Genomic DNA, 16,962 nt, shown 5'->3' on the forward strand with positions numbered 1-16,962 from the left:
TGACAGTTTCCGTCAACATTTGCGCGGGGCCCGCGGGCCGGAGGAATCTGGTGCCGTGAAGTCCGACCGCCTGCTGTCGATCCTGCTGCTGCTCCAGACCCGGGGCCGGGTGCCCGCACGTGAACTCGCCGGCCGGCTGGAGGTGTCGGTGCGCACCGTCTACCGCGACATCGAGGCGCTGTCCGCCTCCGGCGTGCCGGTCTACGCCGAGCGCGGACGCCACGGCGGCATCGAACTCCTCGCCGGTTTCCGCACCGACGTCACCGGCCTGACCGCCGACGAGTCGCGCGCCCTGTTCGTCCTCGGCGCCCAGTGCACGCACGCCGCCCTCGGCCTGGACGCGGCGTTCGGCTCGGCCCTGCGCAAGGTGATGGCCGCGCTGCCCGCGCCGCACCGCCCGGCTGCGGAGGCGACCAGCCGCCGCATCCTGGTCGACGCCACCCGCTGGCGCGGCGGGCCGCGCCACTCCGCCGACCTCGCCGCCCTCCAGGACGCCGTCTTCGCCGACCGGCGGCTCCGGCTGCGCTACCGGCACGGCGGACAGCGCGAGCCACGGACGTACACCGTCGACCCGTACGGACTCGTCGCCAAGGCGGGCGTCTGGTACCTGGTCGCCGACCGGCGCGGCCGCCCGCAGCTCTTCCGGGCCGACCGGGTGCGCTCCGCCCGGCTGCTCGACGACCCCGTGCGACGCCGGCCGGGCGTCGAACTCGCGGACGCCTGGGAGGTGCTGCGCCGCGAGGTGGAGGAGCGGCCGGGCGGTCTGGAGGTCGTGGTCCGGGTGCACCGCGACCGGCTGGACATGTTCCGCCGCCTCAACGCGGCCCAACTGGCCGAGCCGGCCGAGGACGAGGCCGAGGACGACGGCGACGGCGCGGGCGACTGGGTGACGGCCCGGCTGCACTACGGCTCCGTCCGCGAGGCGCGCCAACTGCTGCCCTTCGCCGACCGGGTGGAGGTGCTGTCGCCGCCCCAGGTGCGCGACGAACTCGCCGCGGCGGCCGCCTCGGTCACGGCTCTGTACCGGTCCCCGGCCGGTGAGCCGGGTGAAATGGCCGCAAAAGGGCCCGCTTTGGGGAGCGCTTTGCCCGATTGACAGGCCAGGGACAGGGTGGCCCCAAGGACGGCTTATCTCCCGCTGATTGAGTGCGCTGCACCTCAGGACCCCGAATCCGCCTTGGAGCTGTCCCTCATGAAGCGTGCCCGCCTCCTTCCCGCCGCGGCCCTGCTGGCGCTGTCACCGCTCCTCGCGGCCTGCGGCTCCGACGACTCGTCGTCCGGCAGCGGCACCTCCGGCGGCCAGCAGTCGTGCCAGGCGCCGTCCGGCTTCCCCACGGGCAACGCCTCCGGGCGGCCCCGCGGCGGCGCCTCCGGCTTCCCGTCCGGCTTCCCGTCGGGCGCCTCGGGCCGGCCGAGCGGAATGCCCTCGGGGATGCCGAGCGGCATGCCCAGCGGCGGTCCCGGCGGCGGCAACGGCGGCGGCCCCGGCGGCGGCTGCGGCGGCGGGATGCCGGGCGGCGCCCAGGGCGACTCGGGCAACTAGCCCTCCGGGCAGGGCAAGAGGGGCGGCGCGCGTTCCCGGCGCGCCGCCCCTCTTGCCCTGCCCGTCCCCTGATCAGTCCAGCCAGTGCCGGCGGCCGATGCTGATCAGCCGCAGCTGGAGGGCCGCCAGCCGGGCCACCCGCTGCCGCTCCTCGGGGCCCGCCGAGGACTCCCGGGCCTCCAGGAACAGCGAGGCGGTGATCAGCATCTGGTCCACGAAGAGATGGGCCAGCATCAGCAGGTCGTCGTCGCTCCACCCCTCGGCCTCGGGGTCCTTGGCCAGCTCGGTCTTCACCTCCTCGGCGAACCGCACGAGCTGGCTGCGAATCGCCTCCCGGACCGGCTGGACCCCGCCACTGCGCTCACGGGCGATGAAGCGGACGTGCGCGGGGTACGCGTCGACGTGACCGGCGATCAACTCGATGGCGCGGGCGATCCGTTCGTCGGTGTCGCCCGCCGAGGACACCGTCGTGCGCACCATCGGGTGCAGGCTGCCGAGCGCCTCGTCGACCAGCGCGACACCGAGGTCCGCGGTCGAACGGAAGTGCCGGTAGAAGGCGGTCGGGGCGACCCCGACGGCGCGCGTGACCTCGCGCAGGCCCAGGCTGCTGAGGCTCTGCTCCTCCAGCAGGGCGAGGGCCGCGTCCAGCAGCGCCTGCCGGGTCTTCTGCTTCTGGGCCTGCCGGATCCCGAGGGTGTGACTCATGTCATCCAGTTAACAACTGTTCTCCGGAATTGAAAAGCCATGGGGCGCGCTAGACTCCAAAGTCAGTGAACAACTGTTACTACAAGCGTTCACCGAAACTTATGGAGGGGGATCCATCCCATGCTGTTCCTCGTCGCCGCGCTGATGCTGTTCGGCGTCGTGCTGGGCACCGTGGCGCACGCGCCGCTGCCCGTCACGGCCGCCTTCGCCGCCGTCATCGCCGTGTGGCTCGCCGTCTTCGCCCTCCGCGAGCGGCACGCCCGTCGTCGCCGCACCCCGGCGAACTGAGCGCCCGCCACGGCCCGTTCGTCGCCGGCGCCGGCCGCCTCGCCGCCCGGCCCGACCCAGTCCGTCACGACACACAGGAGCTGAGCACGATGCACCTCACCGCACCCGCCGACGGCCGCACCGCCGTCACCCGCCCCCGGGACGCCGACGGCATGGCCGTCGCCTCCTTCATCCTCGGCCTTGTCGGCCTGCTGGTCCTGAACGTCTTCCTCGGCCCGATCGCCATCGCGCTGGCCGGCGTGGCGCTCTGGCGCGGCACCGGACGCCGCGGCCGCGCCCTGCTGGGCCTGGGCCTCGGCGTCGCCGACCTGGCCGTCCTGCTGATCGCCATGCAGGTGTCCCACTCCGTGTCGTGGAGCCTGTGAGCCGCCGCCGCGGATGAGCGCGGACGAGCGCCGACGGCTGACGCCCCGAGGACGACGGGGCACGGCCGCCGCCCAGGTCCGCACGCACCGACGGGCCGCGCCGGACAGCCCCGTAGAATCGGGCGCACCATGGCTTACCTCGACCACGCCGCGACCACCCCGATGCTCCCGGAGGCGGCAGAGGCGCTGACCGCCGCGCTGAGCGTCACCGGCAACGCCTCCTCCCTCCACGCAGCCGGCCGCGCGGCCCGCCGCAGGGTCGAGGAGTCCCGCGAGGCGCTCGCCGAAGCGCTCGGGGCCCGCCCCAGCGAGGTGGTGTTCACCTCGGGCGGCACCGAGGCCGACAACCTCGCCGTCAAGGGCCTGTACTGGTCCCGCCGGGACGCCGACCCGCGCCGCACCCGCGTCCTCGCCAGCCCCGTCGAGCACCACGCCGTGCTCGACGCCGTGCACTGGCTCGGCGAACACGAGGGCGCCACCGTCGAGTACCTGCCCGTCGACTCCCACGGCCGCGTCCACCCCGACGCGCTGCGCGAGGCGATCGCCCGCGACCCCGGATCGGTCGCGCTCGCCACCGTCATGTGGGCGAACAACGAGATCGGCACCGTCCTCCCGGTCCGCGAACTCGCCGAAGCGGCCGCCGAGTTCGAGATCCCGCTGCACTCCGACGCGGTCCAGGCGTTCGGCCAGGTGCCGGTCGACTTCGGCACCTCGGGGCTCGCCGCGATGACCGTCTCCGGCCACAAGATCGGCGGCCCGTACGGCATCGGCGCCCTGCTGCTGGGCCGCGCTTACACCCCGGTGCCCGTGCTGCACGGCGGAGGCCAGGAGCGGCACGTGCGCTCCGGCACCCTCGACGTGCCCGCGATCGCCTCCTTCGCCGTCGCCGGCCGCCTCGCCGCCGAGCAGCGCGCGTGGTTCGCCCGTGAGATCGGCGCCCTGCGCGACGCGCTCGTCGACGCCGTCCGTACGGCCGTACCGGACGCGATCCTCGGCGGCGACCCGGTCGACCGCCTCCCGGCGAACGCGCACTTCACCTTCCCCGGCTGCGAGGGCGACTCCCTGCTGCTGCTCCTCGACGCGCAGGGCATCGAGTGCTCCACCGGGTCCGCCTGCACCGCCGGGGTGGCCCAGCCCAGCCATGTGCTGCTCGCCACCGGCACCGATCCGGACCTGGCCCGCGGCACGCTCCGCTTCTCCCTCGGTCACACCTCCACCGAGGCCGACGTCGACGCGCTCGCCAAGGCCATCGGCCCCGCGGTCGAGCGCGCCCGAGCCGCGGGGCTCACCTGAGGACGCCTAACCCTCCGTCACCATGAGGGAGGCCATCATCCCTTCGTCCTCGTGCTGCAGCAGATGGCAGTGGAGCATGTACATGTAGGTGTCGTCGGCGAAGTCGGTGAACTCCATCGCGATCTCGATCGAACCGCCGCCGACCACCTCGTAGGTGTCGTACCAGCCGAGCTGCACCCCGCTGGGATCGTCGCCGTTGACGGAGATCAGCTGGAACGGCACGTCGTGCAGGTGGAAGGAGTGCTCCAGCTGCGTGCCGTTCTTGACCGTCCAGATCTCCTTGGACCCGAGCGTGGTGCTGATCATCTCCATGGCGGACATGCTCGTCCCCGCCTTGCCGTCGATCAGCATCGTCGTGCCGCTCTGGCCGAGCGTGATCGTCCGGGCGGTGAAGTCGGAGGTGTCGTACCGGTCGATCGTCCTGAGCGTGCCCGGCAGGTCGTCCGGGGTGTCCGAGCCGCCCGCGGTGACGGTCAGGAAGTCGTAGGTGCCGCTGCCGCCGCGCACCCAGCCGGTGGTGATCACCGCCTGGAGGGTCACGTCGTCGGTGAGGTCCATGACCACCTCGGCGCGGGCGCCGGCCACCAGCCGCACGGTGGTCACCTCGGCGGGTTCGGCGAGATAGCCCTGGTCGGAGGCGATCTGTGTCATCGTGCCGCCGTCGCTGCGCTGGACGGTGATGATGTCGGACGGCGACGCGTTCAGCAGCCGGAACCGGTTGCGGGTCTTCGTGGCCGCGAAGGTGAGCGTGGTGTCGTCGACGTTCGCGCCGTTGCACAGCACCGGGTAGACGAGCCCGTTGCCCAGATATCCGGTGAGGTCGTACTTGATGTCGCCCGCGGTGTCGGACGCCAGGCACTGGAGGATGACCGGGATGTCGTCGACGCCGTAGTCGCCGGGCAGCGCCGCCGACGTGTCCGTGTCGTCCTCGACGATGATCATTCCCGCGAGGCCGTGCACGGCCTGCTCGGCCGTGGTGCCGAGGGCGTGCGGGTGGTACCAGAGCGTCTTGGCCTCGTCCTTCACCTCGAAGGTGGGGGCCCAGGTCGTGCCGTCGGCGAAGGCCAGCTGGGGGCCGCCGTCCGACGCGGCCGGGACATGCGCCCCGTGGAAGTGGACGGTGGTGTCCGCGCCGAGGCTGTTGGTGATGTTGAGCAGGACGGTGTCCCCGCTGGTCCATTTCATCGTCGGGCCGAGGAACGCCTGGTTGTAGCCCATGGTGGAGCTGGTCACGCCGCTGACCACCTCGCTCGTGCCGGTCCGCGCCTCCAGGGTGAAGGTGGTGGTGCCGTCGGAGGCGGTGCCCTCCAGGAGGTCGGGCACGGGGAGCGTGCCGGTGGCCGCGGACGCCTTGCCGCCTCCGCCGCCGAGCACGGTGAAGGCCGTGCCGGCCGCCCCTACCGCGGCCAGGCCCAGTCCGATCGTGCCGCCGAGGAACCTGCGCCGGTGCAGACCCTTGCCGCGCCCGCCGCCGCGGGCCTTCGCGTTCTCGTGCTCGCCGCTTGCGCCCGGAGTCGAACCGGGCCCTGTGGTGTCAGCCATGGCCCGGGATGCTCGGCGCGGGGTCTGTGCGGGAACTGGGCCGGAGATGGGAGCGGGCCCGGCGCGCTGTGAAGCCGCCGTGACCCGCGCGAGGGCGTCAACTCCCGAGAGATAAAGGCGAGTTAAAGCGCCGCAGGTTGCCTGCCGGGGTCGGAGCACATCGGACACGGGGGGCGCGGGCGCGGCTCATAGGCAATTCGGGGTGTGATCCGGGTCACTCCGTACGGGGCTTGTTCGGGACTCCGTACGGTCCTGTGCGCAGGCCCTCCGCCGCCCCCCGCGGCCGGTCAGCCGTGGGCCCGGCGGGTCAGCTTCAGGTAGCGGTCCCAGTCCCAGTAGCGCCCCGGGTCGGTGTGGTCCGTGCCCGGCACCTCCGCGTGGCCGACGACGTGCTCACGGTCCACGGGTATGCCGTAGCGCCGGCAGACCGTGGCCGTCAGCCGCGCCGACGCCGCGTACATCGCGTCCGTGAAGGACGACGCCCGGTCCACGAAGCCCACGTGCTCGACGCCCACGCTCCGCTCGTTCCAGGAGCGGTTGCCCGTGTGGAAGGCCACGTCCAGCTCGCGCACCATCTGCGTCACCCCGCCGTCCGCGCGCACCACGTAGTGCGCCGCGGCCTGGTGCGCCGGGTCCTGGAACACCTCGACCGTGCCGCCGTAGCCGCCCTGCGTGACGTGGACGACGACCCGGTCCACCGCGTAGTCGGCCGGCCGGTTCGCGTGCCGGTAGTTGGCCGGCGAGGCCGGTATCCACCGCGCGCCCGGGAAGTCCACCGCGCCCGGCACCCGCGGCTTCTCCGCCACCGACGGGCGCCCGCGCAGCCGCGTCAGCGCCTCGTGCGCGAGGCCGGCCCCGGCCAGCACGGCGCCGCCGATCAGCACCGCCCGCCGCGTCTGCCCACCGCCCGCCGCACCCGCCTGTGTCGCCCCCATGTGATCGTCAACGCATATCCGGGGGACCCGGTTCCCGCGCCCCCGTACCCTGGAAGGGCTATGACTGACACCCCGCAGCGCACCCGCCCCCTCCGCGTCCTCGCCGCCATGTCGGGCGGCGTCGACTCCGCCGTCGCCGCCGCGCGCGCGGCCGAGGCCGGTCACGACGTGACCGGCGTCCACCTCGCGCTCTCCGCGAACCCCCAGTCCTTCCGCACGGGCGCCCGGGGCTGTTGCACCATCGAGGACTCCCGCGACGCGCGCCGCGCCGCCGACGTCATCGGCATCCCGTTCTACGTCTGGGACCTCGCCGACCGCTTCCGCGAGGACGTGGTCGAGGACTTCGTCGCCGAGTACGAGGCCGGCCGCACCCCCAACCCCTGCCTGCGCTGCAACGAGAAGATCAAGTTCGCCGCGCTGCTGGACAAGGCGCTCGCCCTCGGCTTCGACGCGGTGTGCACCGGCCACTACGCGAAGGTCGTCACCCTCGCCGACGGCACCCGCGAGCTGCACCGCGCCTCCGACATGGCCAAGGACCAGTCCTACGTCCTCGGCGTCCTCGACGACCGCCAGCTCGCGCACGCGCTGTTCCCGCTCGGCGACACGGTCACCACCAAGGAGGAGATCCGCGCGGAGGCCGAGCGGCGCGGCCTCGCCGTCGCCAAGAAGCCCGACTCGCACGACATCTGCTTCATCGCCGACGGCGACACCCAGGGCTTCCTCGCGTCCCGCCTCGGCAAGGCCGAGGGCGACATCGTCGACGAGTCCGGCGCCAAGGTCGGCTCCCACGAGGGGGCCTACGGCTTCACCATCGGGCAGCGCAAGGGCCTGCGCATCGGCACCCCCGCCGCCGACGGCAAGCCGCGCTACGTCCTGGACATCTCCCCGGTGACCAACACGGTGACGGTCGGCCCGGCCGCCGCCCTCGACGTCACCGGCCTGACCGCCATCCGGCCCCGGTGGTGCGGCACGGCTCCGGCGGGCCCCGGCCGCTACACCGCCCAGCTGCGCGCCCACGGCGGCGAGACCGAGGTGACCGCGGAACTGGTCGACGGCACCCTGGAGGTCACGTTCACCGAGCCGGTGCGCGGGGTCGCCCCCGGACAGGCGGTCGTGCTGTACGACGGCACGCGCGTGGTCGGCTCGGCGACGATCGCGACGACGGCCCGGGCGACGACCGCCCACGCCTGACCCGGCGCGCGCCCGCCCCCGCTACGACCCGAAGAACTCCGCCAGGACCGGCGCCAGCACGCTCGGGTCGACCCGGTGGGTCTGCCCCTCCAGGGTGCGCAGGGTGCCCCGCGGCACCGCCTCGGCGACCAGCCGCGCGGCCTCTCGCATCCACGCGGGGCTCGCGCCGCCCGCGACCGCCAGGACCGGCACGTCCACGGCCGCCAGCCGGTCGCCGGGCACCCGCCCGCCGGCCATCACGGCGTCGTCGTAGGCCAAGGTGGGCGCGACCGCCTCCATGCCCTCCCACATCGGGGAGGTGCGTGCGCCCTGGATCATCTCCTCGGCCATCCCCGTGGAGCGCAGGAACAGCTCGACCGCGTCCCCGCGCCGCCCCTCCGCGAGCGCGGCGGTCAGCCGCCCGGTGTAGACGGCGCGTTCCCGGGCCGCCTCCTCGGTGACCGCGAACGGCGGCTCGTACACCGCCACCTGACGCACCGGCAGCCCGCTCGCCGCCGCCTCCAGGACGAGCGCCCCGCCGGACGACATGCCGTACAGGGACGCCTCGCCGCCCACCGCCTCGATCAGCGCCGCGAGGTCCTCGACCTCCCGCTCGACCGCGTAGGGCGCCGTGTCACCGCTCTCGCCGCGGCCCCTGCGGTCGTGCACCACGACCGTGAACCGCTCCGACAGGGGCCCGGCGAGGGGCGCCACCGTGCCGCCGGTGGACATGGCGCCGCTCACCAGGACGACCGCGGGGCCCTGCCCCGTGACGCCGTACGCGAGCGAGGTGCCGTCGCGCGAAATCGTCTTCTTCTCCATGCCCCTGGAGACTGCCACCGGGCAGGGAGGTCATCGCCTCACGACACGTCCGGTTCGTAGAAGCACAGGTGGTCCTTGATGGCCGCGACGTCCGGCTTCGGGTCGGGATAGCTCCACACCAGATCCGGCGCGCCGGGCGCCGACCAGTAGGACGCGGTGCCCTTGAACGGGCAGTACGTGTGGGTGTCGGAGGGGGTGAGGAGGTCGAGGCGCACGTCCTCGGCCGGGAGGTAGTAGCGCGGCGGACAGCCCGTCTCGCGCAGCACCAGGGCGCGGTCGCTCTCCGCGAGGACCTGCTCGCCGTGCACCACGCGCACGTGCCGGTCGCCCTGCTCGATGGTGATCGTGTGGCCTTGGGTCATGCAGGGGAAGCACGCGCGGGCCCGCGGTTCTTCCCGCGTACGGTGGTCGCATGCGTATCTGTGTCTTCCTCTCCGCCGCCGACCTCGACGACCGCTACACCGTTCCCGCCCGGCAGTTCGCCGAACTGCTCGGCAAGGGCGGCCACACGCTCGTGTGGGGCGGCTCCGACGTCGGGCTGATGAAGGTCGTCGCGGACGGCGTGCAGGAGGCCGGCGGGCGGCTGTGCGGGGTGTCCGTGGACTTCCTCTCCGCGAAGGCCCGCGCGGGCGCCGACGAGATGGTGGTCGCCAAGGACCTCGCCGAGCGCAAGCGGCTGCTCCTGGAGAAGGCCGACGCCGTGGTCGTCATGGTCGGCGGCACCGGCACCCTCGACGAGGCCACCGAGATCCTGGAGCTGAAGAAGCACGGCCACACCGAGAAGCCGGTCGTCCTGCTGAACACCGCGGGCTTCTACGACGGCCTCAAGGAGCAGTTCCGCCGGATGGACGCCGAGGGCTTCCTGCCCCGCCCGCTGACCGAGCTGGTCTTCTTCGCGGAGGAGCCGGTGGGCGCGCTGGCGTACCTGGAGGAGAGCCAGGGCATCGTCTGAGCGGGGTCCCGGGGAGAGCCGGGGCGCCGGACCGGTGCCCGATGATGCGAGCATGGCCGTCATGGCTACACATGTGATCACCGGGGCCGGCTCCGGCATCGGGGCCGCCGTGACGCGGCGGCTCCACGAGCGCGGGGACGACCTCGTGCTGCTCGCCCGCGACGCGGGCCGGGCCAAGGAGCTCGCGGCACGGTTCCCCGGCGCGCGCACTCTGGTCGGCGACCTCGCCGACCCGGACAAGCTGTCCTGGGCGTTCTCCCACCAGAGCCTCCCGGACCGGGTGGACTCGCTGCTGCACGTCGCCGGGGTCGTCGACCTCGGGCCGGTCGGCGAGCTCACCCCGAAGTCCTGGCGCCACCAGCTGAACGTCAACCTGATCGCCCCGGCCGAGCTGACCCGGCACTTCCTGCCCACGCTGCGCGTCGCGCGCGGGCACGTCGTCTTCGTCAACTCCGGCGCGGGCCTGCGCGCGAACGCCGACTGGTCGGCCTACGCCGCCTCCAAGCACGGCCTGAAGGCGCTCGCCGACGCGCTGCGCGACGAGGAGCACGGCAACGGGGTCCGCGTCACCTCCGTCTACCCCGGCCGCACCGCGAGCCCCATGCAGGCCAAGGTCCACCAGCAGGAGGGCAAGGAGTACGACGCCGCCGCGTGGATCGACCCGGAGTCCGTCGCGACGACCGTCCTCATGGCCCTCGACCTGCCCCGCGACGCCGAGGTCAACGACCTGACGGTGAGGCCGGGACGATGACCGCCGCCCCCGCGGGGGACCACCCCGCAGGAGACACCCCCGACGGGCCCGCGGCCGCCTTCGGCCCGGCCACCGGCGTCGGCTCCCTGCCCGGCGGCGACGCCCGCGAGGCCGCGAAGACCGCGACCGGCAGCTTCGAGGACTTCCCGTTCCTGCCCGAACTCCCGGCCCGGGGACCCGGCGCCGACATGATCGGACGCACCGCCGGGATGCTCGTCGAGCTGTACGCGCGCGTGGAGCCCAGCGGCTGGCGGCTCGGCGACCGGCCCGGCCGGGACACCCGGCGCGCCCGCTCCTGGCTCGGCGAGGACCTCGACGCGCTGGAGGAGTACACCCAGGGCTACGAGGGCCCGCTCAAGGTCCAGGCCGTCGGCCCCTGGACGCTCGCGGCCGCCCTGGAACTGCGCAACGGCGAGTCGGCCCTCTCCGACCCCGGCGCCTGCCGCGACCTCGCCGGCTCCCTCGCGGAGGGCCTGCGGCTGCACCTGGCGGAGGTCGCCCGCCGCGTCCCCGGCGCCCGCATCGTGCTCCAGCTCGACGAACCCTCCCTCACCGCCGTGCTGCGCGGCCAGGTGAGGACGGCCAGCGGCTACCGCACCCACCGCGCCGTGGACCGGCAGATCGTCGAGGCCGCCCTGCGCGACCTGGTCGCCCTGCACACCGACGGGCCCGTCGTGGTCCACTCCTGCGCGCCCGACGTGCCGTTCGCCCTGCTGCGCCGCTCCGGCGTCGCCGCCGTCTCCTTCGACTTCGGCCTTCTCACCGAGCGTGACGACGACGCGATCGGCGAGGCGGTGGAGGGCGGTACCCGGCTCTTCACCGGTGTCGTGCCGGGAGTGGACGGCCCATTGTCGGACCCGGCCGGTAGCGTCATGGGTGTCAGGACGTTGTGGCGCAGGCTGGGGCTGCGACCGGAGCTGCTCGCGGACGCGGTCACGGTGACCCCGGCGTGCGGACTCGCGGGGGCCTCTCCCGCGTACGCCCGCGCGGCGCTCGCCCACTGCGTCAAGGCGGCGAGATCCCTCGCGGACAACCCAGAGTAACGGGAGGACAACACGGTGGCCGGCGACAAGCAAGCGGAGACGACGGTGCCCGCCGAGGCACGGGAGCAGCACGCGCAGCTCGCCGAGCAGATCGAGGAGCACCGCTTCCGGTACTACGTGAAGGACGCCCCCGTCGTCAGCGACGCGGAGTTCGACCGCCTGCTGCGCGCCCTGGAGGCGCTGGAGGACGAGCACCCGGAGCTGCGCACGCCGGACTCGCCGACGCAGAAGGTCGCGGGGGCGTACGAGACGGAGTTCACGGCGGTCCAGCACCGCTCGCGGATGCTGTCGCTGGACAACGCCTTCAGCGACGAGGAGCTGGCCGCCTGGGCGGAGCGCGTCGCCAAGGACGTCGGCACCCCCGGCCACCACTTCCTGTGCGAGCTCAAGGTGGACGGCCTCGCCGTCAACCTCACCTACGAGAACGGCCGCCTGACCCGGGCGGCCACCCGCGGCGACGGGCGCACCGGCGAGGACATCACGCCCAACGTGCGCACCATCGCCGAGATCCCGGACCGGCTCACCGGCGCCTCGGTGCCGGGCCTCGTGGAGATCCGCGGCGAGGTCTACTTCCCGATGGAGAGCTTCGAGGAGCTGAACGCCCGGCTGGTGGCGGCCGGGGACAAGCCGTTCGCCAACCCCCGCAACGCGGCGGCCGGTTCGCTGCGCCAGAAGGACCCCCGGGTCACCGCGAGCCGCCCGCTGCACATGGTCGTCCACGGCATCGGCGCCCTGGAGGGCTTCGAGGGGCTCAACCGGCTCTCCGAGGCGTACGACCTGCTGGCGACCTGGGGCCTGCCCACCTCCCGGCACAACAGGGTGGTCGACGACCTCGACGGCGTACGGGAGTTCATCGCGTACTACGGCGAGAACCGCCACTCCGTGGAGCACGAGATCGACGGCGTGGTCGTCAAGCTCGACGAGATCCCGCTCCAGGGCCGCCTCGGCTCCACCTCCCGCGCCCCGCGCTGGGCCATCGCGTACAAGTACGCGCCGGAGGAGGTCAACACCAAGCTCGTCAACATCCGCGTGGGCGTGGGCCGTACCGGCCGTGTCACGCCGTACGCGCAGGTCGAGCCGGTGACCGTGGCCGGATCCGAGGTCGAGTTCGCCACCCTGCACAACCAGGACGTGGTCAAGGCCAAGGGCGTCCTGATCGGTGACACCGTGGTGCTGCGCAAGGCCGGTGACGTCATCCCCGAGATCCTCGGGCCGGTGGCCGACCTGCGCGACGGCACCGAGCGCGCGTTCGTGATGCCCGCCGAGTGCCCCGAGTGCGGCACCCCGCTGCGGCCCATGAAGGAGGGCGACGTCGACCTGCGCTGCCCCAACGCCCGCGCCTGCCCCGCCCAGCTGCGCGAGCGGCTGTTCTACCTCGGGGGCCGCAAGGCGCTGGACATCGAGAGCTTCGGCTATGTGGCGGCGGCCGCGCTGACCAAGCCGCTGGAGCCCGCAGAGCCCGTCCTGACGGACGAGGGCGACCTGTTCGACCTCACCGTGGAGCAGTTGCTGCCCATCAAGGCGTACGTCCTCGACCAGGACACCGGCCTGCCCAAGCGCGACCCGAAGACCGGCGAGGAGAAGGTCGCCACGGTCTTCGCGAACCAGCAGGGCGAGCCGAGGAAGAACGCGCTTGCCATGCTGGAGAACATCGCCGCGGCCAAGGAGCGGCCGCTCGCGCGGGTGCTGACCGGCCTGTCGATCCGCCATGTCGGCCCGGTCGCGGCCGAGGCGCTGGCCCGCGAGTTCCGCTCCGTGGAGCGCATCGAGCAGGCCACCGAGGAGGAGCTGGCGAACACCGACGGGGTCGGTCCGATCATCGCGGCCTCGCTGGGGGAGTGGTTCGCCGAGGAGTGGCACCAGGAGATCCTGCGCAAGTGGAAGGCCGCGGGCGTCCGCATGGAGGAGGAGGGCGCCGGCGAGGACGAGGGCCCGCGCCCGCTGGAGGGCCTGACCGTCGTCGTCACCGGCACTCTGGAGCGGTTCACCCGCGACGGCGCCAAGGAGGCGCTCCAGAGCCGCGGGGCCAAGGTGACCGGATCCGTCTCCAAGAAGACGTCGTTCGTGGTCGTCGGCGACAACCCCGGCTCCAAGTACGACAAGGCGATGCAGCTGAAGGTCCCGGTCCTGAACGAGCAGGGATTCGCCGTCCTGTTGGAGCAGGGACCGGAGGCGGCGGCCGGTGCCGCACTTCCGGTCGAGGAATAGCGGTTGAAGTGCAGACGATCGGCGCATACCAGATGCATACGGGTGGGCGGGGCGCATTCGGGCAACCGTTGTCGACCGCTGCCCGAGGACGCCTTCTGCGGCCTACTGTTGAGATGTGCGGCTGCCGTGCCCAGCTGCGGTTGGGGCATCCCTGTGCTCTTGGTGGGCAAGGGGAAGGGTTTTCCAGCGCGGAGCCGTTGATGGATGTCGGGCATCTGGTCGCGTGGCGCGTGCGCCGCCGGCTGTGAGAGGGACGGGAATGGAACCGACCGAGAGCGCCGCCTCGGCCGCGCGGACGCATCTGCGCCGCGTGGCGGGCGCGTGGCGGGGGAGCCGGTGGGCCACATGGTCCGCGGACTCCGCCACGGGCCGTCCGGGCACGCCGGTACCCGTCACCGGGCATCGCACCGCCGCCGCCGAGGCCGCCTCCGCGCGGGCCGCCGCCGAGCGGGCCCTCGGCATACCCGGCCCCGACCACGACCGCCGTCCGGCCTGGCCCGCGCTGCCCGCCGTGGTCACCGCCGCCGCCGCGCTGGTGCTCGGCGCCGGTTTCTACCGGGCCTTCACCGACCACCACGCGCTCTTCCCGTGCGGCACGGTCGGCTGGTCGCTGGCCCTGCTCACCGGCATCATCGTCGGTCACCTGGTGATGCTCGGCCGCTCCCGCTGGTGGGGCGGCACGGGCTCCGGCGCCGCCCTCACCCTCGCCGTCCTGCTGCTCTACGGCTGGGTGCCGGCCGGCATGGTCAGCCTCACCGTGGTGGTCCTGGTCGGCATCGCCCGCCGCAACCGCTGGCGCCCCGGCGTGCTGCACGGATCGGTGGACATCCTCGGCATCGGCGCCGGGGCCCTGGTGCTGGGCGCCTTCGGCCGGGTGCCGTCCGTCGAGAACCCGTGGGACCCGGGCAGTTGGACCATGTCCGCGGTGCCCCAGGTGCTGCTGGTCGCCGCGGCCTATCTCACGGTCACCCGCGCCCTGCTCTGGTATCTGCACGCGCCGCGCGGCGGCGGACTGCCCACGGTCGCCCGCACCGCCCTGGTCAGACAGGGTCTGGTCGCGGTCGCCCTGCTCGGCATCGCGCCGCTGATCTGCGTGGTCGCCGTCGCCCAGCCGGTGCTGCTGCCGCTGTTCGCGATACCCCTCGTCGCGCTCGACTCCACCCTGTGGATCGCCCGCGCCCGCGCCGAGGAGCAACTGCGCGACCCGCTCACCGGCCTGCCCAACCGGCAGTGGCTGCTGGAACGTATCTGGACCGCCCTGGACGACGCCGAACGCATCGGCGCGCGGGCCGCCCTGATGCTCATCGACCTGGACCGGTTCCGGTCCGTCAACGACACCCTGGGGCATCTGGCCGGCGACCGGCTGCTGCTCCAGATCGCCGACCGGCTGCGCGTCGCGCTGCCGCGCGGGGCGGAGGCCGCGCGGCTCGGCGGCGACGAGTTCGCCGTGTTACTGCCGGTCGCCGACTCCACGACGTCCGCGACCCGGGTGGCGCGCGGCCTGGTCGCCGCGCTCAGCTCCCCGCTCGACCTGGACGGGCTCACGCTCGTCCTGGAGGCCAGCGCGGGCGTCGCGGTCTTCCCCGACCACGCCCTCGACGCCGAGGGCCTGCTGCGGCGGGCCGACGTGGCGATGTACCAGGCCAAGCGGGACCGCACGGGCGTGGAGGTGTACGAGTCCAAGCGCGACTCCAACACCCCCGACCGGCTCGGCCTGCTGGGCGATCTGCGCCGGGCGCTCGACGCGCACGAGGTGCAGCTGCACTACCAGCCGAAGGTCCGCTTCGACGGGCAGGTGGCCGGCCTGGAGGCGCTGGTGCGCTGGGTGCACCCGGAGCGCGGGAAGGTTCCGCCGGACGAGTTCATAGCGATAGCGGAGTCCTCGGGGCTGATGCCCCATCTGACGGAGTACGTGCTGGAGACCGCGCTCGGCCAGGTCGCCGCGTGGCGGGCGCAGGGGCTCTACGTCCCGGTCGCCGTCAACGTCTCCCCGCGGGACGTGCACACGCCCGGGTTCGCGGGCTCGGTGGCCGCGCGGCTGGCCCGGCACGGGGTCCCGGCGGGCGCGCTGCAACTGGAGATCACCGAGCACGTGCTCCTGGAGGACCCGCAGCGGGCCGCCGACACCCTCGCCGCGCTCACCGGGCACGGCGTGAAGATGTCCCTGGACGACTTCGGCACCGGGTACTCCTCGCTGGTCCACCTGCGGCGGCTGCCGGTCAGCGAGCTGAAGATCGACCGGTCGTTCGTGGCACGGCTCGCGGTGGACAACGAGGACGCCGAGATCGTGCGGTGCACCGTCGACCTCGCGCACTCGCTCGGGCTGCTCGTCGTCGCCGAGGGCGTCGAGGACGACGAGACGTGGGAGCGGCTGCGCGACCTGCGCTGCGACGCCGTACAGGGCTGGCTGGTCGCCGCGGCGATGCCGCCGGAGGAGACGACCGCGTGGCTCAGGGCCCGCGGCCCGCGCGGCTGGCAGCGCCCCCGGGCCGCCCTGCCCGCCGCGGACTGACCCTCTCGGGCGGGCGCGCCGTGCCGGGCGGGCCCGGTCCCGCGCCGGGGCGAGCCGGGCGGGCGGGTCAGCCGTGTCCCGCCGTGAAGTGGGCGATCAGCAGGGACAGCCGCCGCTCGTGCTCCCGCGCCGGGAGGCGGCCGCTGCGCATCAGGGTGATCAGCCCGTGCAGGCCCGCCCAGTAGGTCTCCGTCAGCAGGCCCGGTTCGTCGCCCGGTTCGGCGATCGGCGTCACGGCCCGGAGCAGTTCCCCGAACGCCGCCTGCAGCGGCTCCGGCGCCTCCGGCGTGGCGAACGGCAGGTCCACGGGGAGGGTGAAGATCGCGTCGTACACCGCGGGCCTGCGCAGCGCGAAGGCCGTGTACGCCCGGCCCACCGCCGCCAGGTGCGCGCGCGGCCCCGAGGCGCCCTCGCGCGCCGTCCGCAGCTCCACCGCCAGGTCCGCGCAGCCCTGCACGGCGACGGCCGCCATGATCGCGTCCTTGCCCTTGAAGTGGCTGTAGAGGACCGGCTGGCTGTACTCGATCTCCGCGGCCAGCCGGCGCGTGGTGACCGCGTCCCAGCCCTCGGACTCCGCCAGTTCCCGCGCGGCGGTGACGATCAGCCGCTCGCGGTCCGCTCGTTCGCGCTCCCGGCGCGTCTGGATCGACATGACCTCGATTCTAGCATCGCTAGCCAATCTGTCGACGCTCTTTCAGCGACGTCGCCGGAGCCGGCGCGGACACCCTTCGCCCCGGACGCGTCCCTCGACTCGGCCCCCGCACCGGCAAACCGTTTAACGGACGAGGGGCCCCGCCCCCTAGGATTGGGCCAAAGCACTCACACTCACCCCA

General features: G+C 73.6%; 17 protein-coding genes. 11 read left to right on the top strand and 6 right to left on the bottom strand.

Annotated elements, in window-relative coordinates:
• Window positions 1-55: 55 nt before the first annotated feature.
• Together WN71_RS10360 and WN71_RS10365 are read left to right on the top strand one after the other, a co-directional pair.
• Window positions 56-1,096, top strand: coding sequence for a helix-turn-helix transcriptional regulator (locus tag WN71_RS10360; RefSeq protein ID WP_046582597.1), 1,041 nt, complete (start codon window positions 56-58; stop codon window positions 1,094-1,096).
• A gap of 96 nt (window positions 1,097-1,192) precedes the next feature.
• A complete protein-coding gene (locus WN71_RS10365; protein WP_046582669.1) occupies window positions 1,193-1,543 on the top strand; it encodes a hypothetical protein in 351 nt (116 codons plus the stop codon).
• A 72-nt stretch (window positions 1,544-1,615) separates the two neighbouring features.
• On the opposite strand, the gene WN71_RS10370 is transcribed toward WN71_RS10365, so the two are convergent.
• Window positions 1,616-2,248: a TetR family transcriptional regulator gene (locus tag WN71_RS10370; RefSeq protein ID WP_046582599.1), complete on the bottom strand. Its 633-nt coding sequence runs from the start codon at window positions 2,246-2,248 to the stop codon at window positions 1,616-1,618.
• 120 nt (window positions 2,249-2,368) lie between these two features.
• On the opposite strand from WN71_RS10370, the gene WN71_RS41850 reads away from it, so the two are divergent.
• The 3 genes from WN71_RS41850 to WN71_RS10380 all read left to right on the top strand — a co-directional run bounded on the left by WN71_RS41850 (window position 2,369) and on the right by WN71_RS10380 (window position 4,194).
• Entirely contained in the window at window positions 2,369-2,536 is a 168-nt protein-coding gene (locus tag WN71_RS41850) for a hypothetical protein (protein WP_046582601.1), read from the top strand.
• Window positions 2,537-2,625: 89 nt separating this feature from the next.
• Window positions 2,626-2,901 (top strand): hypothetical protein, encoded by a 276-nt coding sequence (locus WN71_RS10375; protein ID WP_046582603.1) that lies wholly within the window; start codon window positions 2,626-2,628, stop codon window positions 2,899-2,901.
• Between the two features lie 129 nt (window positions 2,902-3,030).
• Window positions 3,031-4,194: a cysteine desulfurase family protein gene (locus WN71_RS10380; RefSeq protein ID WP_046582605.1), complete on the top strand. Its 1,164-nt coding sequence runs from the start codon at window positions 3,031-3,033 to the stop codon at window positions 4,192-4,194.
• A gap of 6 nt (window positions 4,195-4,200) precedes the next feature.
• Here the strand turns inward: WN71_RS10380 and WN71_RS10385 are convergent, their stop codons facing one another.
• Both WN71_RS10385 and WN71_RS10390 read right to left on the bottom strand, forming a co-directional pair.
• Entirely contained in the window at window positions 4,201-5,736 is a 1,536-nt protein-coding gene (locus WN71_RS10385) for a multicopper oxidase family protein (protein ID WP_079177786.1), read from the bottom strand.
• Between the two features lie 287 nt (window positions 5,737-6,023).
• A complete protein-coding gene (locus tag WN71_RS10390) occupies window positions 6,024-6,671 on the bottom strand; it encodes an N-acetylmuramoyl-L-alanine amidase (protein WP_046582606.1) in 648 nt (215 codons plus the stop codon).
• A gap of 60 nt (window positions 6,672-6,731) precedes the next feature.
• Here WN71_RS10390 and mnmA point away from each other — a divergent pair, with 60 nt between their 5' ends.
• Window positions 6,732-7,862 carry a tRNA 2-thiouridine(34) synthase MnmA gene (mnmA, locus tag WN71_RS10395; protein ID WP_046582608.1) on the top strand — a complete coding sequence of 377 codons (1,131 nt, stop codon included), beginning with the start codon at window positions 6,732-6,734 and terminating at the stop codon, window positions 7,860-7,862.
• Window positions 7,863-7,883: 21 nt separating this feature from the next.
• Here mnmA and WN71_RS10400 read toward each other — a convergent pair whose 3' ends face one another.
• Together WN71_RS10400 and WN71_RS10405 are read right to left on the bottom strand one after the other, a co-directional pair.
• Window positions 7,884-8,663: an alpha/beta fold hydrolase gene (locus WN71_RS10400; protein WP_046582610.1), complete on the bottom strand. Its 780-nt coding sequence runs from the start codon at window positions 8,661-8,663 to the stop codon at window positions 7,884-7,886.
• 38 nt (window positions 8,664-8,701) lie between these two features.
• Entirely contained in the window at window positions 8,702-9,025 is a 324-nt protein-coding gene (locus WN71_RS10405) for a DUF427 domain-containing protein (protein ID WP_046582611.1), read from the bottom strand.
• Between the two features lie 50 nt (window positions 9,026-9,075).
• Here WN71_RS10405 and WN71_RS10410 point away from each other — a divergent pair, with 50 nt between their 5' ends.
• From WN71_RS10410 to WN71_RS10430, 5 genes are all read left to right on the top strand, one after another.
• On the top strand, window positions 9,076-9,615 hold the full coding sequence (locus WN71_RS10410; RefSeq protein ID WP_046582613.1) for an LOG family protein: 540 nt from the start codon (window positions 9,076-9,078) through the stop codon (window positions 9,613-9,615).
• Window positions 9,616-9,676: 61 nt separating this feature from the next.
• The gene (locus tag WN71_RS10415; protein ID WP_079177792.1) at window positions 9,677-10,366 is read left to right on the top strand and encodes an SDR family oxidoreductase; all 690 of its coding nucleotides are present in this window, start codon (window positions 9,677-9,679) and stop codon (window positions 10,364-10,366) included.
• On the top strand, window positions 10,363-11,409 hold the full coding sequence (locus WN71_RS10420; RefSeq protein ID WP_079177787.1) for a methionine synthase: 1,047 nt from the start codon (window positions 10,363-10,365) through the stop codon (window positions 11,407-11,409). Before WN71_RS10415 ends, WN71_RS10420 begins: the two co-directional genes overlap by 4 nt.
• A 15-nt stretch (window positions 11,410-11,424) precedes the next feature.
• On the top strand, window positions 11,425-13,617 hold the full coding sequence (gene ligA / locus WN71_RS10425; RefSeq protein ID WP_046582616.1) for an NAD-dependent DNA ligase LigA: 2,193 nt from the start codon (window positions 11,425-11,427) through the stop codon (window positions 13,615-13,617).
• A gap of 259 nt (window positions 13,618-13,876) precedes the next feature.
• Window positions 13,877-16,129: a putative bifunctional diguanylate cyclase/phosphodiesterase gene (locus WN71_RS10430; protein ID WP_046582617.1), complete on the top strand. Its 2,253-nt coding sequence runs from the start codon at window positions 13,877-13,879 to the stop codon at window positions 16,127-16,129.
• 67 nt (window positions 16,130-16,196) lie between these two features.
• On the opposite strand, the gene WN71_RS10435 is transcribed toward WN71_RS10430, so the two are convergent.
• Window positions 16,197-16,781 (bottom strand): TetR/AcrR family transcriptional regulator, encoded by a 585-nt coding sequence (locus WN71_RS10435; RefSeq protein WP_046582618.1) that lies wholly within the window; start codon window positions 16,779-16,781, stop codon window positions 16,197-16,199.
• Window positions 16,782-16,962: the final 181 nt, after the last annotated feature.

Origin of the sequence: Streptomyces mangrovisoli, from assembly GCF_000974985.2 — a bacterium.
Classification (GTDB): Bacteria; Actinomycetota; Actinomycetes; order Streptomycetales; family Streptomycetaceae; genus Streptomyces; species Streptomyces mangrovisoli.

What these genes read in the sequence shown, in the direction of transcription:
- WN71_RS41850 (WP_046582601.1), top strand. Translation starts at nt 2,369, where the DNA reads ATGCTGTTCCTCGTCGCCGCGCTGATGCTGTTCGGCGTCGTGCTGGGC.
- WN71_RS10370 (WP_046582599.1), bottom strand. Translation starts at nt 2,248, where the DNA reads ATGAGTCACACCCTCGGGATCCGGCAGGCCCAGAAGCAGAAGACCCGG.
- WN71_RS10405 (WP_046582611.1), bottom strand. Translation starts at nt 9,025, where the DNA reads ATGACCCAAGGCCACACGATCACCATCGAGCAGGGCGACCGGCACGTG.
- WN71_RS10380 (WP_046582605.1), top strand. Translation starts at nt 3,031, where the DNA reads ATGGCTTACCTCGACCACGCCGCGACCACCCCGATGCTCCCGGAGGCG.
- mnmA (WP_046582608.1), top strand. Translation starts at nt 6,732, where the DNA reads ATGACTGACACCCCGCAGCGCACCCGCCCCCTCCGCGTCCTCGCCGCC.
- WN71_RS10410 (WP_046582613.1), top strand. Translation starts at nt 9,076, where the DNA reads ATGCGTATCTGTGTCTTCCTCTCCGCCGCCGACCTCGACGACCGCTAC.
- WN71_RS10415 (WP_079177792.1), top strand. Translation starts at nt 9,677, where the DNA reads ATGGCTACACATGTGATCACCGGGGCCGGCTCCGGCATCGGGGCCGCC.
- WN71_RS10420 (WP_079177787.1), top strand. Translation starts at nt 10,363, where the DNA reads ATGACCGCCGCCCCCGCGGGGGACCACCCCGCAGGAGACACCCCCGAC.
- WN71_RS10365 (WP_046582669.1), top strand. Translation starts at nt 1,193, where the DNA reads ATGAAGCGTGCCCGCCTCCTTCCCGCCGCGGCCCTGCTGGCGCTGTCA.
- WN71_RS10390 (WP_046582606.1), bottom strand. Translation starts at nt 6,671, where the DNA reads ATGGGGGCGACACAGGCGGGTGCGGCGGGCGGTGGGCAGACGCGGCGG.
- WN71_RS10375 (WP_046582603.1), top strand. Translation starts at nt 2,626, where the DNA reads ATGCACCTCACCGCACCCGCCGACGGCCGCACCGCCGTCACCCGCCCC.
- WN71_RS10430 (WP_046582617.1), top strand. Translation starts at nt 13,877, where the DNA reads ATGGAACCGACCGAGAGCGCCGCCTCGGCCGCGCGGACGCATCTGCGC.
- WN71_RS10400 (WP_046582610.1), bottom strand. Translation starts at nt 8,663, where the DNA reads ATGGAGAAGAAGACGATTTCGCGCGACGGCACCTCGCTCGCGTACGGC.
- WN71_RS10385 (WP_079177786.1), bottom strand. Translation starts at nt 5,736, where the DNA reads ATGGCTGACACCACAGGGCCCGGTTCGACTCCGGGCGCAAGCGGCGAG.
- WN71_RS10435 (WP_046582618.1), bottom strand. Translation starts at nt 16,781, where the DNA reads ATGTCGATCCAGACGCGCCGGGAGCGCGAACGAGCGGACCGCGAGCGG.